Consider the following 15,825-nt stretch of genomic DNA (forward strand, 5'->3'; position numbering starts at 1 on the left):
CCCAGCGAGCACGAACGGCGTCCGGCCCGCCGAACCACCTCACCCGTTCCGGCCGACCGCCACCGGCGCCGAAGTCCGGCGGCGCGGGCGTCCCAGCAACCTTCGGCCCACGTCCAGCAGCTCCGTGCGCAGCTCGTCGTCGCTCAGGCCGGCCAGGTCTGGGGAGCCGCCCGCCATCGCGATGCCCGTCAGGGTCACCATCGCGTTCACTCGCGCCGTCGCGTCCGGGTCCGGGCCGGCCAGGATGGCCAGCAGCGCCTGGCCGAAGCCCTCCATCCCGCCGTGCGCCGACTTCTCGATCGCGCGGATGAGGCCGGGGTCGCTCGAAAACAGCGCCACCAGCGCGCGGTGGCGGATCACCAGGTCGATGAAGCCCTCCAGCAGCAGGTCCACCTGCGCACCGCGCCGCTTCTGGGCGGCCGCGCGCAGGACCAGCTCGTCCAGGTCGCGCACGCCGGGCTCGGCGACCGCCTCGGTGATCTCCGCCTTCGTCTTGAAGTGGTAGTAGACCGCGGCCTTCGTGATCCCCAGCGCGTCCGCGATCATCTGCAGCGACGTGCCCTCGACCCCGTGTTCGGTGAACAGGCGCAGCGCGGTCTGCAGCAGTCGGGTCCGGGTGTCCTCGGCCGGGCCGGCGGTCATTCTTCCTCCTCAGCGAGCCGTCGGAGCGTACGTCACTCCCTGTCGATCGGCAAACTGGCTTACTTGCTGTTCGGCAAGTCACATACTTGCCGATCGGCTTGGACCCACACTTGCCGATCGGCTAGCTTGGAAAGGAACCTGATGGAGTGAACCGAGCCCGTCCGGGCGAAACGGAGCTGACTCGTGGCGACCTTCCTGTACCGGCTCGGCCGGTTGTCCTTCCGACGGCGAGCGCTGGTCGCCGCCGTCTGGGCGGCCGTCCTCGTGGCGCTCGGGCTGGGCGCCCTGACGCTTTCGGGCCAGCTGTCGAACTCGGTGACGATCCCCGGGACCGAGTCGCAGCGGGCGATCGACCAGCTCACCGAGAAGTTCCCGCAGGCCAACGCCGGTGGCGCGACCGCGCGCGTGGTGATCGAGGCGCCGGCCGGGACCACGGTGACCGACGCGAAGGGCAAGGCCGCCGTCGAGTCGCTGGTCACGCAGCTGAAGACGGCGCCGAAGGTCGCCGCCGTCGTCGACCCGTTCCAGGCGCAGTCGATCTCACCCGATCAGCGCGTCGCGCTCGCCCAAGTCAGTTACGGAGCGAAGGCGTACGAGCTGACCGAAGAGGACCGCCAGGCGCTGCAGGCCCCCGCGGACGCGGCCCGCGCCGCCGGGTTCACCGTCGAGTTCGGCGGTGACGCCGTGCAGGGCATCCCCGAGACCGGCGCCACCGAAGGCCTGGGTGTCGCGGTCGCCGCGGTCGTGCTGATCATCACGTTCGGCTCGCTGGTCGCGGCCGGCATCCCGCTGCTCACCGCGCTGATCGGCGTCGGCACCGGGATGGGCGGCATCTTCCTCGCCTCGGGCTTCCTCGAGCTGAACTCGAACACGCCGATCCTCGCGCTGATGATCGGCCTGGCCGTCGGCATCGACTACGCGCTGTTCATCGTTTCGCGCTACCGGCACGAGCTGCACCTCGGCCGCGACCCCGAAGAAGCCGCCGGGCGCGCGGTCGGCACCGCCGGCTCGGCCGTCGTGTTCGCCGGGCTCACCGTCATCATCGCGCTGGCCGGGTTGACCGTCGTCGGCATCCCGTTCCTCGGCCAGATGGGCGTCGCCGCCGCGGTGACCGTCGCGGTCGCCGTGCTCATCGCGCTGACGCTGCTGCCCGCGGTGCTCGGGTTCGCCGGCGCCCGCGTCGCCGGCAGCCGCATCCGGCTGCGCCGCAAGCCGGTCGAACCGACGCACGGCGAGCGCTGGGCGCGGTTCGTGGCCCGGCACCGGATCCCGGTGCTGCTCGTCGCGCTGGCCGGCATGGCCGTCGTCGCGCTGCCCGCGCTGGGCATGCAGCTCGGCCTGCCCAACGACAGCACCGCCGCGCCGGAGTCGACGCAGAAGAAGGCCTACGACATCGCGAGCCGCAGCTTCGGCGAAGGCTCCAACGGCCCGCTGCTGGTCGTCGTCGACACCGGCGCGAGCACCAACCGCCAGGCCGCGCTCGGCCAGGCCGCCGCCGACATCCAGAAGCTGCCCGACGTCGCCGCCGTGACGCCGCCGCGCGTCAACCAGACCGGGGACACCGCGCTGCTGACGGTGATCCCGAAGAGCGGCCCGAGCAGCACGCAGACCGAGGACCTGGTGGCCGCGATCCGCGCCGAGTCGGGCGTGCTGGAGAACGCGACCGGGGCGAAGCTCGCCGTCACCGGCCAGACCGCGGCGAACATCGACGTCTCGGAGAAGCTGTCGGACGCGATGCTGCCCTACCTCGCGCTGATCGTCGGGCTGGCGTTCGTGCTGCTGATGCTGGTGTTCCGCTCGGTCGTGGTCCCGCTGAAGGCGACGATCGGCTTCCTCGGCTCGGTCGCGGCGACGTTCGGCGCGGTGGTCGCGGTGTTCCAGTGGGGCTGGCTGACCGACCTGCTCGGCGTCGAGTCGACCGGGCCGATCATGAGCATGCTGCCGATCCTGCTGATCGGCGTGCTGTTCGGGCTCGCGATGGACTACCAGGTGTTCCTGGTGACGCGGATGCGCGAGGAGCACGTCCACGGCGCGGAGCCGCAGGAGGCCATGGTCACCGGCTTCCGCCACGGCGCGCGCGTGGTCGTCGCGGCCGCGCTGATCATGATCAGCGTGTTCGCCGGCTTCGTCCTGGCCGAGTCGGCGCTGATCCAGTCGATCGGCTTCGCGCTGGCGTTCGGCGTGCTGGTGGACGCGTTCGTGGTCCGGATGACCCTGGTCCCGGCCGTGATGTCGCTGCTCGGCCGCGGCGCGTGGTGGCTGCCGAAGTGGCTCGACCGCATCCTGCCGGACGTCGACGTCGAGGGCGAGAAGCTCACGAAGCACCTGGACGAGCCGGAAGAACGCGAACTGGTCGGCGCGAGCCGCTGAGCCATCGGTTGTCCACAACCCCGCGGGGTTGTGGACAACCAGGCTCCGGCCGCGGGAGTTGTCGGCCGCCGCCGATAGACTGGACGTGGGACGCCCCCCGGGGAGGGCGGGGGTCAGCTCACCAGCCAGAAGACGGCGCCGCCGATGGCCAGCAGGGCCGCGACGCCCAGGACGACGGCCATGAACTTGGCCGTCTTCCACGTCGAATAGACCCCGCCCACCAGGAAGCCGCCGAGGGCGAGCAGCAGGACGCCGATGACGCTGTTGCTCACAGAACGCCCTTCGTGGAGGGGATGCCGCCCGCGCGCGGGTCCGGCTCGGTCGCCGCGCGAAGGGCGCGCGCGACCGCCTTGTACTCCGCCTCCGCGATGTGGTGCGGGTCGCGGCCGTGGATCACCCGCACGTGCAGGGCGATCTGCGCGTGGAACGCCAGCGAGTCGAAGACGTGCCGCGTCAGCACGAACGGGTAGTTGCCGCCGATCGTGAAGGTGTTGAACTGCTCGGGCTCGCCCACGTGCACGCAGTACGGCCGGCCCGACACGTCGATCGCCGCGTGCGCCAGGGTTTCGTCCATCGGGATCCACGCGTCGCCGAAGCGGCGGATGCCGCTCTTGTCGCCCAGCGCCTGGCGGATCGCCTGGCCGAGGACGATCGCCGTGTCCTCCACCGTGTGGTGGGCGTCGATGTGGACGTCGCCGGTCGCCTCGACCTTGAGGTCCAGGGAGCCGTGGACGCCGAACGCCGTCAGCATGTGGTCGTAGAACGGCACGCCGGTCGAGATGTCGACCTCGCCCGTGCCGTCGAGGTCCAGCTGCACGAAGATCGAGGACTCCTTGGTGGTCCGCTCGACCTTGCCGATGCGCGTCATCGGGAAACTTCCTTACTCGCCTCGAGGAAGGCGTCGTTCTCTTCCGGGGTGCCGATGCTCACGCGCAGGTGCCCCTCGATGCCGGGATCGCGGATCAGCACGCCGGCGTCCAGGTAGGCCCGCCAGGCGGCGGCCGGGTCGGGGAACCGTCCGAAGAGGACGAAGTTCGCGTCGCTCGGGACCGGGTCGAAACCCAAGCCGGCCAACGCTTCCACGACGCGGTCGCGTTCCGCGGACAGCTTGTGCACACTGTCCAAAGTGGCGTCGGCGTGCCGCAGCGCCGCGCGCGCGGCCGCCTGCGTCAGCCGCGAAAGGTGGTACGGCAGGCGCACCAGCTGCAGCGCGTCGACGACGGCGGGGGCGGCGGCCAGGTAGCCGAGGCGCCCGCCGGCGAAGGCGAACGCCTTGCTCATCGTGCGCGACACGATGAGCTGGGCCGGGTAGTCGGCCAGCAGCTCCACCGCGCTCGCCTGCGACGAGAACTCCGCGTACGCCTCGTCGACCACCACGATCCCGGTCGCCGCCTCGATCACCACGCGCAGCTCGCCCAGCGGGATCGAGCCGCCGGTCGGGTTGTTCGGGCTGGTGACGAACACGATGTCCGGCTGCCGCTCGCGGATGAGCCGCGCGGCCGCCGCCGTGTCCAGCGTGAAGTCGGCGCGACGCGGCGCCGGCAGCCACTCGGTGCGGGTGCCCGACGCGATGATCGGGTGCATCGAGTACGACGGCTCGAAGCCCAGCGCGCTGCGCCCGGGACCGCCGAAGGCCTGCAGGATCTGCTGCAGCAACTCGTTGGACCCGTTGGCGGCCCAGACGTTCGCCTCCGACAGCACGACCCGCGTCGACACGCTCAGGTAGTCGGCCAGGTCCTGGCGCAGCGCCACGGCGTCGCGGTCCGGGTAGCGGTGCAGCTCGGCGGCCTCCGCGCGGACCGCCTCCGCCACGTCCGCGACCAGCTCGGGCGGCGGCGGGTACGGGTTTTCGTTGGTGTTGAGCCGGACCGGGACGTCCAGCTGGGGCGCGCCGTACGGGGACTTGCCGCGCAGGTCCTCGCGCAGCGGCAGCGCGTCCAGGGTGATCTCTTCGCCGATCGTCATCGGACCGAACCCCCGAACCGCGCGGCGACGGCCTCGCCGTGCGCGGGGAGGTCCTCGGCGTCGGCCAGCGCGACGACGCGGCCGGCGACCTCGCGCAGCGCCTCCTCGGAGTAGTCCACGACGTGGATGCCCTTGAGGAAGCTCTGCACCGACAGGCCCGAGGAGTGGCGGGCGAACCCGCCGGTGGGCAGCACGTGGTTGGACCCGGCGCAGTAGTCACCGAGCGAAACCGGGGCGTAGGCGCCCACGAAGATCGCGCCCGCGTTCCGGACCCGGGCCGCGACCTCACGCGCGTTCGCCGTCTGGATCTCCAGGTGCTCGGCGGCGTAGGCGTCGACGACGCGCAGTCCGTCCTCCACAGTGGACACCAGGATGACGCCGGACTGCTTGCCGCCCAGGGCTTCGGCGACCCGTTCGCTGTGCTTGGTCGCGGCGACGCGGCTGGCGAGGTCCTTGTCGACCGCGTCCGCCAGCTCCACCGACGTCGTCACCAGGACGCTCGCCGCGAGGGGGTCGTGCTCGGCCTGGCTGATCAGGTCGGCGGCGACGTGCACCGGGTCGGCCGTCTCGTCGGCGAGGATGGCGATCTCGGTCGGGCCGGCTTCGGCGTCGATCCCGATCAGGCCGCGCAGCAGCCGCTTGGCCGCGGTCAGGTAGATGTTGCCCGGCCCGGTCACGATGTCGACGGGCGCCAGTTCGGCGCCGTCGGTGTCCGTGCCGCCGTACGCCAGCAGCGCGACGGCCTGCGCGCCGCCCGCCGCCCACACCTCGTCGACGCCGAGCAGCTCGGCCGCGGCGAGGATGGTCGGGTGCGGCAGCCCGCCGAACGCGGCCTGCGGCGGCGAGCACACGACCAGGGAGCCGACGCCGGCGATCTGCGCCGGGACGACGTTCATCACCACGGTCGAGGGGTACACCGCGAGGCCGCCCGGGGCGTACAGCCCGACGCGCTCGACCGGCACCCACTTCTCGGTGACCGTGCCACCGTCGACGACGGTGGTCGTGACGTCGGTCCGGCGCTGCTCGGCGTGCACCTTCCGGGCGCGCGCGATGGACTCCTCCAGCGCGGCGCGCACGGCCGGGTCCAGCTGCGCGAGGGCCTCGGTGAGCTTGGCGCGCGGCACCCGCACGGCCGTGGGCCGCACCTTGTCGAACTTCTCGGTGTACTCGAGGACGGCTTCGACACCGCGGTCACGGACCGCCTCGACCACCGGGCGCACGTGATGCAGCGCGGCGTCCACGTCGTATTCGGCGCGTGGGAGCGTCGCGCGCAGTTCGGCGGCGGTCGGGACCTGCCCGCGCAGGTCGGTGCGGTTCAACATGCCCTCCAGGGTACGAGGTCACACTGGAGCACTCGTCGGCGATACTCCCCGGTGACGGCGGATCCCAGCATGCAGGAGGCAGCGGTGGCGCGAATCGCGTTGTGCCAGGTCAACTCGGGTGACGATCCGGAGGCGAACCTGAAGCTCGTTCGCTCCGGCGTGGAGGCCGCGGTGGCGGGCGGCGCGCGGATCGTCGTGTTCCCCGAAGCGACCATGGCGCGCTTCGGCCGCCCGCTGGAGCCGGTCGCCGAGCCGCTCGACGGGCCGTGGGCCTCGGCGGTGGCCGCCATCGCCGCCGAGTACGAGGTCGTGGTCGTCGCCGGCATGTTCACCCCGGCGGACGGCGGCCGGGTCCGCAACACGCTGCTGATCACCGGCGGCGGGCACCACCGCGGCTACGACAAGATCCACCTCTACGACGCGTTCGGGTTCGCCGAGTCCGACACCGTGGCGCCCGGTTCCGCGGTGACCACCTTCGAGCTGGACGGCGTCGTCTACGGCGTCGCGACCTGCTACGACGTGCGCTTCCCGGAGCTGTTCCGCGCGCTGGCCGACGACGGCGCCGACGTCGTGCTGCTGCCGGCGTCGTGGGGTGCCGGCGAGGGCAAGCGCGAGCAGTGGGAGGTGCTGGTGCGGGCGCGGGCCCTGGACTCGGGCTGCTGGGTCCTGAGCTGCGGCCAGGCCGACCCGGCGGCGACCGGCGTCACGGTCAACCCGAAGGCGCCGACGGGGATCGGGTTCTCGACGGTGTCGGACGGCTTCGGCCGGGTGATCGCCCAGGCCGGTGCCGCGCCCGAGACGCTCCTGGTGGACGTGGACCCCGCGGTGTCGGCCAAGGCCCGCACGGCTACCGGTGCCCTCGCCAACCGCCGGCTTTGAACCGCAAAGCCGCACTTTCACGTGAAAGTGCGGCTTTGGGACGACTAGCGGAGCAGGCCCTCGCGGATGGCGACCCGGACGAAACCCGCGCGGCGCCGTTCGCCGGTCTTGTCGCGGATGCGGTCCAGGTAGGACCGGACCGTCCGGACGCTGATGTTCAGGATCTCGGCGACGTCGACGTCCCGCTCCCCGGCCGCCACCAGCCGGAGCACCTGCTTTTCCCGTTCCGACAGCACGATCTTCGGCCCCGCGTGCCGCTCTTCGCTGTCCTGGATGATCATCCCCGCCAGCGTCGGCGACACGTACGCGTTGTCGTCGGCGATGGTGCGGATCGCGCGCAGCAGCTCGTCGCCGTCGACGTCCTTGGACAGGAAGCCCTTCGCGCCCGCCTGCATCGCGCCGAGCACCTCGGGCTGTTCCGCGTGCGCGGACACCACCAGCACCTTGTGCCCCATCTGCCCCACTTCCAGGACCGCGGCCGCGTCCTGGACCCCGCGCAGCTTGAGGTCGAGGACGACGACGCTGCCCGCCGGCTGGTCCTGGACGGCGAACCGGGCCACCGAATCGGCGACCGCGCCGAGCTCGATGTCCGGTGCCTCGGTGAGCACGCGGGTCAGCGCGTACCGGTAGAGCGGGTGGTCCTCGATCACGCCCACGGGGATCCGCCGCGCGGCCGGGGCCGGGGTCTCCTCCTGCTCGCTCATTTGCGGCCGCCGCGCCGGGGGCCCGCGTCGCCGATCAGGCCGCGCCGGATCGCCTCCTTGACCAGCCCCGGCCGCCGCCGCTCGCCCGTCTTGTCGCGGATGCGGTCGAGGTAGCCCCGCACGGTCCGGACGCCGATGCCGAGGATCAGCGCGATGTCGACGTCCCGCTCCCCCGCCGCCACCAGCCGCAGCACCTGCTCTTCGCGCGGCGACAGCTCGGCGTCCGCCGAAACGGCCGGGCGGTCCGCGTTGTCCTTCATGATCATCCCGGCGACGACGGCCGAGACGTACGCGCCGCCGCCGGCGACCGTCTTGATCGCGATCAGCAGCTCGTCGGCGTCGACGTCCTTCGACAGGAAGCCGCGCGCCCCCGCGGCGATCGCCCCCAGCACCACTTCCGGCTCCGCCTGCGCGGAAACCACGAGCACGTGGTGCCCCAGTTCGCAGACCTCCAGCACCGCCGCGGCGCCCGCCACGCCGGGGAGGCCGAGGTCGAGCAGGACCACGCTGCCCGGCGGCTGCCGGTGCACGTGGAACCGCGCCACCGAATCGACCACCGCGCCGAGCTCGACGAAGCCGGCCTCGGCCAGCACGCGCTCCACGGAGACGCGGTACAGCGGATGGTCTTCGATGACCGCGACGCGGACCCGCCCCTGGTCCACTTCGCCTGCCGAACGCTCTTCTGTCATCTGCACGACTTTCACCCCGTTCCACCCGACGGAGCCGGCCGCCCGGCCGTGGCCGGGTCCAGCGCGGGGCCCGTCGGCACCAATGCCAGCAAACTACCTGCGACCGGCGGCTTGGCCACTCCTCCGTAGCCGAGCGAGGACAGCGCCTGCGCGCTCACCACCGGGTACTTCCGGCCCGTGTCGGTCACCAGGTAGGTGGTGGCCGAGCCGGCTTCGACGACGACGGCTCCCCCCGACGGAGGTACGAACACCTCGTCCGCCACCCTTGCTTCGGTCCGGGTGGCGACCTGGATTGCCTTGGCACCAGGGGAAAGCGGGAATTCGGCCGAAACGAGCAGCCGGTTGCCCTGAACGCACAGTGCGACCGAACCGCCGGTGATCGGCGCCTTGCCGGGGATGCGGTCGGGGTAGGCCGCCGGGTCGGCGCCGCCGGCTCGGGGCGCGGCGACCTTGGCGACCGCGGCGACGTCGGCCGCGCGGACCTCCACCGGCGCGGGCGGCCCGGGATAGGCGGCCGCGTTGGCTTCCGTCGTCACCAGGAGGCTCGCTTCGGTCTGCCCCACCGGTTCGAGACCGTCGCGGCGGACGAGGTAGTACGACGTCGCGGCGCCGGGCGCGGCCATCGCGTCCACGACGGCGAGCACCTCGCCGACGCGGGTGTCGCGCCCGCCCACCGAAGGCCCCCGGTCGCCGGCGCCGTCGACCGGCAGCGCGGCGAGGTCGCGCCCGGCCGGGACGGTGTCGATCCAGCGGGAGGACACCGCGATCGTCGGGTAGCTGTCGAACTGCAGCGCCGTCGCGGCCTCGTCGCTCAGCTTGTAGCGCCGCCCGCCGGCGAGCAGGAAGCGGTCGCCCTGCGGCACCCGGACGATCACGCCCTGGTCGCGCGGCAGCTCGACACCGGACGCGGGCGGCGCGAGCAGGACGGCGGTGCGCGGTTCTTCCGACGCGGGGGCGTCCTGGGTGGTGCGGCTGCAGCTCGTCCACGCGGCGGTCACGAGGGCGCCGGTCGCGGGCAGCGAGTCGGGCGCGCCCGGGATGCCGATCTGCGTGCCGCGGCCCGCCTTGCCGAGGTTCTCCGGCGACACGCTCACGGTCGCTTCGCCGGTGCCGCCCGCCAGCAGCCGCGCGGACGCGTAGTTGAGGACCGGGTGCAGCACGCCGTCGGCACCGAGGATGAACCGCGCGCCGGTGCCCTCTTCGACGATCACCTTGCCGCCGGCGAGCCAGTCCTTGCCGCCCGAGGGGTTCAGCAGGCCGATGATGCCGAAGACGGCGGTGACGAGCAGCGCGGCCACGAGGCCCAGCACGGTGGCCAGCACGAGCCGGCGGCTGGGCGACACGGGGTGGTTGGCGTCGCCGGCGACGAGCGCGGAAACGAGCCTGCGGCGGAGGAACTGGTACGCCTGGATCTGGTCCCGCTGCGTCCACACGCTGCTGTGCCCCCGGTGTGCGTCGTCCCTCCGAGCGACCGATGCTAAGCACCCTCCCGCGGGGCGGCGAGGGTAATTTTTACGCCCACGCGGCATCTGGGGAGGCAGTAGCGTCGGGTTCCCGGGGAAAGGGGAGCCCGTGTCCGTCGAAACCGCCGGCGCCGTCCGCCCGGCACCGTCCCGGCCCGCCGCCGCGCCACTGCCGTGGCTGCTGCCGATCCGGCCGCTGCAGGCCGCGGTGTGGGAGCTCGCCGCGATCGCCGTCCTGCTCGCCTGGCTGGTCGACGGCGTCGCGCAGCCGGTGCGGATCACCGTGAGCGCCGTGGCCGGCGCCGTCGTGCTGCTGACGTCCGTGCGGTTCGCCGGGCGGCACCCGGCGGGGTGGGCGCTGACCTGGACGGCGTTCCGGCTCCGGCGCCACGACACCCGCCGCGAGAGCCCGGACCCGCTGCTGTCGGTGGCCGGGCCGGTGAAGGTGCGCCAGCACGTCGACCGCGCGGGCAACCGCTTCGGCGTCGCGGAGGTCGACGGCGGCTGGAGCGCGCTGGTCCGGCTGACACCGGGGACGGGTGCGCCGGGCGCGCTGGCCGACATCCTGCGCGAGGCGTACCGGCGCACGGACGTCCCGCTGGCTTCGGCGCAGCTGCTGACGTGGGCCATCCCCCGCGGCGATCAGGTGCTGCGCGTGCGGTGGCTGGCCGTGCGCTACCGGCCGGACCTGGCCCCGATCGCGGCACTGGCCCGCGGCGGCGGCGACCTCGGGGCACTGCGGAGCACGGCGTCGGCGGCGTTGAGCCTGATGGGGGCGCTGGCCGAGGCGGGGTACCAGAGCACCGTGCTGGAGGCCGGGGAGCTGGCGAAGGAACTGCGGGTGGCGCTGGGGGTCCAGGGGCCCGCTTCCGGCGCGCCCGAGAGCTGGCGGGCTTGGACGTGGGGTGGCGGTGCCCCGCAGATGTGCTTCGCGCCGCGGACCTCCCGGGCACTGGACGCGGCGGTACCGGGCGCGGCGTTCACGGCGACGTCGTACACGCTGACGCGGACCGCGGGCGGCAAGGAGAAGGTGGACGTGACGATCCGGGTGGGAGCGCGGCCGGGTGCCCCGGTCCCCGTTCCCCCCTCCGCCGTCCCACTGCACGGCCGCCACGGTGCCGGGGTCCGCCGGACCCTCCCCCTGGCGCTGGACGACTAAAAGCCGTGAAGGCCTCCTTACCGGCCGTAAGAGCCGGTAAGGAGGCCTTCACGGCTTTTCAGCCGCGGACGGCCTCGTAGACGCCGGCGATCATGCCCACGAACGGGACCAGCGACAGCAGCACCAGGAACTCGGACACGTCCAGCAGCCGCGACCAGTACGGCGACCGCAGCCCGCGCGCCACCCGCGTCGCGTACACCAGGCACAGCACCGCCGCCAGCACGACCGCGCAGCCCGCCGCGAACAGCACCGTCCGGTTGCCCGACGCCACCAGCCACCCGCCGGCGCACACCAGGCTCAGGATGCCGAACCCGACCAGCACCAGCCGGTGCGCCCGGCCCGCGTACGAGCGCGAACGCAGGATCCACGCCACGCCCAGCACCGCGGCCAGGCCCGCTTCCCACGGCCCGGCCGAAGACAGCACGATCGAAGAAGCCAGCACCACCAGACCGAGCGCGACGAGCAGGCCGGTCAGCACGGCTTGGGCGTGGGACGTCCGGCCGATCATCTCCGTGCCGAGTGACGGCTGTTCGTCCGCGCGGAACGCCGCCATGTCGTCCGGGACGCGGGGCAGCGGCAGCCGAGCCAGGCGCAGGGACAGCATCGGGGCCACCGCCGCCAGCGCCGTGCACAGCACCGCCGCCACCGAGGCGGCCGAAGCGGGCTCGACGCCGGCCAGCAGCACCACGCCCGTGGTCAGCGCGCCGATGCCCGCCGCGCCGGTGACCGCCACGAACCACGGGAGGCGGTCGGCCACCGAGACCGCCGCCAGGACGCCGAACACCGTCACCGCCGCGAACCCGGCCGCCAGCGGGCCCGCCGACAGCGAGAACAGCGGGTGCGGTGGCAGCACGGACATCCCCGCCAGCAGCGCGACCCCGACGCCCGCGACAGCGCCCGCGGCACCGGCCTCGGCGTCGCCGTAAGCGCGGCTGAGCGCGCCGCCGCCGAGCAGCAGCACCAGCGCCAGCAGGCCGGTCCCGATCGGCGCCAGGACGCTGCCGGACGCCGCCGACTGCACCAGCAGCCCGCCCGCCAGCAGCAGCACCACCGCGGCCACCAGGCCGGACCGGCGTGCCACCGACGGGCCCCAGCCGCCGGAGGTGTCGGCGACGCTCGCGATCGAGTCGACGACGTCGTCGAACAGCAGCGGACCCCGCGGGCGTTCCCGCGGGGTCAGGTGGAGCACTTCGCCGTCCCGGATCTGGGCGGCCGCGACGCTCAGGCCGAGGGCCAGTGGCGCCCCGCCGAGCCGGGAGAGCACCCAGCCGGGGTGCTCCGCCGACGCCTGCCCGGCGGCTCCGGCCAGCCGGACCAGCTGCGGCACCAGCTCGGCGAACGTCGACTGCTGTGGCAGGGCGACGTCCACGCGGGCCCTCGGCGTGACCACCGTGACCCGCCGCGTCGTCCCGGTGAGAGACGCCGTCATCAGATCTCTTTCGCGGCCGCGATCACGGGCGCGAACTTCGCGTTCGACGCCTCGGCGAGCTTCTGCAGCCCCGCGTTCACCGCCTCGAGGACGATCTCCGAGAGGTTGCGGGCGTCGTATTCGCGGATCGCGCGGGGGTCGATGTCGATCGAGGTGAACCGGCCGTCGCCGCGGAGGGTGACGGTGACCTCGTTCTGCCGCGAGTGCGCCTTGACCTCCATCGCCTCGACCGTGCGCTGGATCCGCTGGACCTCTTCGGTCTGCTTGCGCACCTGCGCGAGCAGCTCGTCCATGTCCGGCACCGCGTACGGATCGGTCACTGTGCTTTCCCTTCGTGCTGGCGGACGCGGACACTGCCCACGAACCGCTGGAAACCGGGTGAGAGCCGCCGCGCGGTCGCGGGCGCGGCCGTGCAGGCGAGCTCGAGCACCAGCCGGTCCGCCGGCACCGCGCCGGGAACCGTCAGGTGCACCTGGGTCTGGATCAGCTCTTCGCCTTCGCCGGTACGCAGGCGAAGCAGCTGCATGACGCCGGGCGCGGCCGGCTCGCCGACGTCGCGGCGGCTGAGCACTTCCAGCCCGGCCAGCGTCCGCGAAAGGCGTTCGACGGCTTCGGCGGCGATGGCGTCGATCGACGCGTCGTCCGGCCGCTGCGCCACGCTCACGGTGATGTTCGGGACGAACTCGCCCGGCGAAGCGTCGTGCACGGCGACGAACACCGCGCCGGAGTCACCCGGGTCGACGGCGGTCCAGCCGTCCGGGATGACGAAGTCGAGGGGAAGCGTCATCAGAGCCCCACGTACGCGACGGCGTCGTCCCAAGCGGATCCGACCGCGTCGGCCGCGTCGGAGGCCGCGTGGCCGACCGCGTCGACGGCGGCGCCGCCGTACTCGCCGATCGTGTGGCCGAGCTTCGGCAGGTCGATGTCGATCTTCGCGCCGACGCCGAGCCCGAGCCCCAGCGCCGCGCCCGCCTTGAAGTTCACCTTGATGTGCCCGGCGTCGTAGACGGCCTGGGCGTCGAGCTGCGCGCCGAGGCCGTACTGCAGCGTGCCGTTCGCGCCGACGCCGATACCGGCGACGTCCGCCGCGACCTCGCCCTCGACTTTGCCGCCCACGAACGCGTTCGTGTGCGCGCCGAGGCCGTGCGCGCCGATCGTGCCGGACGCGCTGACCTCGCCGCCGGCGAACACCGTGCCCTTGGCGTGGGCTTCGGCGACGCCCCACTCCTTCTTGAGCTCGGCTTCCCCGTGCAGCGCCGCGAGTTCCGCGTGCCCGGACGCGCCGACGTCCCAGCCCTTCGAGGTGATCTTCCCGTCGTACTCCGGGGAAAACCCGTCCTGCTCGTGCTGGAACTTGTAGTAGGTGATCTCGGTGTTGCGGCCGATCTTGTTCTTCAGCCCTTCGGCTTCCGGCTGCCCGAACGGCGTGTCGGCCTTCTTCGGCGCGCGGGTGCCTTCGAGGCCGTCCCAGGTGAGCTTCTTCCAGCCGGAGTTGCCGAACCACGACGGCACGGTCCGCGGCCGCTTCCGGCCGTCGAGCGGTTCGCCGTTGAGCCAGTGCAGCGGGCCGCGCGCCCACTTGCCCAGCTCGTGCTCCAGCCGTCCGACGCCTTCGGGCGGGAACAGCTCGGCGAGCGCGTCGGAGAACTCGTCCACGACCTGGCGGGCGGCCTGCACGCTCTGTTCGCCGAGCTGCCGGGCGGCCTGGATGAACGCGCCGACCGAGCCGGAGTTCACCGCGCGGGCCTGCGCGGTCAGCTGCTGGGCGTACTGGTCGAACTGCGCGATGATCGAGTCGACGGCGGCCTCCGCGGACTGGACCAGCTGCGACGCCGTCGAAAGCCGCTTCGCCTGGTCGTCGAGCTTCGCGGCCGCGTCGGTCAGCTCCTTGCCCAGCTCACCCGCCGCCGTCGCGAATGCGGTGTAGGCGTCGCCGTCCCAGTCCGCGTGCAGGTTCTTCGCGGAGTCGTCGATCTCGCGCGCCTTGCCCGAGACCGCCGAAGCCTGGGTGGCGACGCGCTGCGACGCGGCACTGAGCGCCCCGGGGTCACCGGTGACGCGTCTCCGGCACTCGACGAGCACGCGCCGGTACCCGGACAGCACGGAGCTGACCACCCCCGACGCGTCGACCACCCCCGAGGACCACATGGGCTAGTTCCCGGCCGCGTCGTAGCCGACGTGCTGGCTGAAGTGCTTGCCGTTGTAGTCCAGGTCGATGTCGAGGTCGAAGTCCTGCCCGCCCGGAGCCTCCACAGTGGACTCACCGGTGGTGAGGTTGGTGTGGATGACGACCTCGTCGGCGCCGCGCACCGGCGCGGACGGCTGGGTGACCGGGGCGGGCTGCGTCGGCACGGTCGCGCCGTGCTGCGCCGGGTCCACGGCGATCCAGCTGTTCGCCGGGTTCAGCGGGGTGCCGTTGCCGGACACCGCCGTGCCGCCACTGGAACCGCCGCCGGTGGCGAGCGCGGGCGGGGTGTAGTCGGTGAACGAAGGCTGCTGCGGGATCCCCCCGCCGCTCCCGCCCGCCACCGCCTGCTGCCCGGCCGGGCTTGCCACCGGCGCCGGGGCCTGGGGCGCCGTGACCGGGGTGTTCCCGATCGACGGCGTCGTCGCGCCGGAGCTGCCGGAGTCGTGGTGGAACAGCTTCTCGATCTCGCCGATGACCTGCGCGAGCGTCGTGACCTGCTGGGCGAGGTCGACCGCGCCGAGCGCCTTGAGCAGCGCGCCGATCGCGGTGATGAACGCCCGCAGCGACGCGCTCGTCGCGGTCGACAAAGCGACGGCCGCGCCGTAGGTCCACGGGTTCGACATCAGCGAGGCGACCGTCGGGTTCACCGCGGCCACCACCGAGCGGTAGGCCTGCTGCGCCGTCTTGATCAGCGTCCCGGACACCCCGAGCAGCTCGGCGCCCTTCTGCACGACGGTGATGATCGTTTCGAGCTGCTTGAGGGAGTCACCGATCTTCTTCAGCGCCGACTCGCTCGCCGCGCCGGACCAGATCTTGCCGAGCTGGTCGGCGGCCTTGGTCAGCTCGGTGTACATGCTGAGGAACTGCTCGGCCTTCTTGACCAGGTCGAGCACGTGCTTGGCGATCTGCTCCGGCTGGCCGGTGACGATCTGCGGCAGGATGGTGATCGGCCCGCCCGACGACGCGGTCGCGTCCATCGCGCTGGAGTTCGGGAAAGTCAGCATCGGACCTCACA

At 72.9% G+C, this 15,825-nt stretch carries 16 protein-coding genes; 3 read left to right on the top strand and 13 right to left on the bottom strand.

Annotated features, from left to right (window positions below; translation table 11 throughout):
• Window positions 1-39: 39 nt before the first annotated feature.
• The gene (locus tag EIY87_RS07120; RefSeq protein ID WP_125306857.1) at window positions 40-642 is read right to left on the bottom strand and encodes a TetR/AcrR family transcriptional regulator; all 603 of its coding nucleotides are present in this window, start codon (window positions 640-642) and stop codon (window positions 40-42) included.
• A gap of 183 nt (window positions 643-825) precedes the next feature.
• On the opposite strand from EIY87_RS07120, the gene EIY87_RS07125 reads away from it, so the two are divergent.
• Window positions 826-3,012: an MMPL family transporter gene (locus EIY87_RS07125; RefSeq protein ID WP_125306858.1), complete on the top strand. Its 2,187-nt coding sequence runs from the start codon at window positions 826-828 to the stop codon at window positions 3,010-3,012.
• 113 nt (window positions 3,013-3,125) lie between these two features.
• On the opposite strand, the gene EIY87_RS48010 is transcribed toward EIY87_RS07125, so the two are convergent.
• From EIY87_RS48010 to hisD, 4 genes are read right to left on the bottom strand one after another with little or no spacing between them, the layout of a single operon-like run.
• Window positions 3,126-3,284, bottom strand: a complete 159-nt coding sequence (locus EIY87_RS48010; protein ID WP_191983990.1) for a hypothetical protein — start codon at window positions 3,282-3,284, stop codon at window positions 3,126-3,128.
• The gene (gene hisB / locus EIY87_RS07130) at window positions 3,281-3,880 is read right to left on the bottom strand and encodes an imidazoleglycerol-phosphate dehydratase HisB (protein WP_125306859.1); all 600 of its coding nucleotides are present in this window, start codon (window positions 3,878-3,880) and stop codon (window positions 3,281-3,283) included. Before hisB ends, EIY87_RS48010 begins: the two co-directional genes overlap by 4 nt.
• The gene (locus EIY87_RS07135) at window positions 3,877-4,977 is read right to left on the bottom strand and encodes a histidinol-phosphate transaminase (RefSeq protein WP_125306860.1); all 1,101 of its coding nucleotides are present in this window, start codon (window positions 4,975-4,977) and stop codon (window positions 3,877-3,879) included. Before EIY87_RS07135 ends, hisB begins: the two co-directional genes overlap by 4 nt.
• A complete protein-coding gene (gene hisD, locus EIY87_RS07140) occupies window positions 4,974-6,299 on the bottom strand; it encodes a histidinol dehydrogenase (RefSeq protein WP_125306861.1) in 1,326 nt (441 codons plus the stop codon). Before hisD ends, EIY87_RS07135 begins: the two co-directional genes overlap by 4 nt.
• 84 nt (window positions 6,300-6,383) lie before the next feature.
• Here hisD and EIY87_RS07145 point away from each other — a divergent pair, with 84 nt between their 5' ends.
• The gene (locus EIY87_RS07145) at window positions 6,384-7,178 is read left to right on the top strand and encodes a carbon-nitrogen hydrolase family protein (RefSeq protein WP_125306954.1); all 795 of its coding nucleotides are present in this window, start codon (window positions 6,384-6,386) and stop codon (window positions 7,176-7,178) included.
• 44 nt (window positions 7,179-7,222) lie between these two features.
• Here the strand turns inward: EIY87_RS07145 and EIY87_RS07150 are convergent, their stop codons facing one another.
• Genes EIY87_RS07150 through eccB form a run of 3 tightly spaced genes read right to left on the bottom strand, consistent with a single transcriptional unit; the run spans window position 7,223 to window position 10,004 of the window.
• Window positions 7,223-7,882, bottom strand: coding sequence for a response regulator (locus EIY87_RS07150; protein WP_125306862.1), 660 nt, complete (start codon window positions 7,880-7,882; stop codon window positions 7,223-7,225).
• Window positions 7,879-8,571: a response regulator transcription factor gene (locus tag EIY87_RS07155; protein WP_225439759.1), complete on the bottom strand. Its 693-nt coding sequence runs from the start codon at window positions 8,569-8,571 to the stop codon at window positions 7,879-7,881. The genes EIY87_RS07150 and EIY87_RS07155 overlap by 4 nt, the downstream gene beginning before the upstream one ends.
• 11 nt (window positions 8,572-8,582) lie before the next feature.
• Window positions 8,583-10,004, bottom strand: coding sequence for a type VII secretion protein EccB (gene eccB, locus EIY87_RS07160; protein ID WP_125306864.1), 1,422 nt, complete (start codon window positions 10,002-10,004; stop codon window positions 8,583-8,585).
• Window positions 10,005-10,143: 139 nt separating this feature from the next.
• On the opposite strand from eccB, the gene EIY87_RS07165 reads away from it, so the two are divergent.
• The gene (locus EIY87_RS07165; RefSeq protein ID WP_125306865.1) at window positions 10,144-11,193 is read left to right on the top strand and encodes a type VII secretion protein EccE; all 1,050 of its coding nucleotides are present in this window, start codon (window positions 10,144-10,146) and stop codon (window positions 11,191-11,193) included.
• Between the two features lie 58 nt (window positions 11,194-11,251).
• Here the strand turns inward: EIY87_RS07165 and eccD are convergent, their stop codons facing one another.
• Genes eccD through EIY87_RS07190 form a run of 5 tightly spaced genes read right to left on the bottom strand, consistent with a single transcriptional unit; the run spans window position 11,252 to window position 15,814 of the window.
• Window positions 11,252-12,622, bottom strand: coding sequence for a type VII secretion integral membrane protein EccD (eccD, locus tag EIY87_RS07170; protein ID WP_125306866.1), 1,371 nt, complete (start codon window positions 12,620-12,622; stop codon window positions 11,252-11,254).
• Complete coding sequence (locus EIY87_RS07175; RefSeq protein ID WP_125306867.1) at window positions 12,622-12,942, bottom strand: YbaB/EbfC family nucleoid-associated protein; 321 nt, start codon at window positions 12,940-12,942, stop codon at window positions 12,622-12,624. Before EIY87_RS07175 ends, eccD begins: the two co-directional genes overlap by 1 nt.
• Entirely contained in the window at window positions 12,939-13,409 is a 471-nt protein-coding gene (locus EIY87_RS07180) for a hypothetical protein (RefSeq protein WP_191983991.1), read from the bottom strand. The genes EIY87_RS07175 and EIY87_RS07180 overlap by 4 nt, the downstream gene beginning before the upstream one ends.
• Window positions 13,409-14,770 carry a WXG100 family type VII secretion target gene (locus EIY87_RS07185; RefSeq protein WP_125306868.1) on the bottom strand — a complete coding sequence of 454 codons (1,362 nt, stop codon included), beginning with the start codon at window positions 14,768-14,770 and terminating at the stop codon, window positions 13,409-13,411. The genes EIY87_RS07180 and EIY87_RS07185 overlap by 1 nt, the downstream gene beginning before the upstream one ends.
• Window positions 14,771-14,773: 3 nt before the next feature.
• Window positions 14,774-15,814, bottom strand: coding sequence for a WXG100 family type VII secretion target (locus EIY87_RS07190; RefSeq protein ID WP_125306869.1), 1,041 nt, complete (start codon window positions 15,812-15,814; stop codon window positions 14,774-14,776).
• Window positions 15,815-15,825 lie beyond the last annotated feature (11 nt).

It is taken from the genome of Amycolatopsis eburnea, assembly GCF_003937945.1.
GTDB classification, from domain to species: Bacteria; Actinomycetota; Actinomycetes; order Mycobacteriales; family Pseudonocardiaceae; genus Amycolatopsis; species Amycolatopsis eburnea.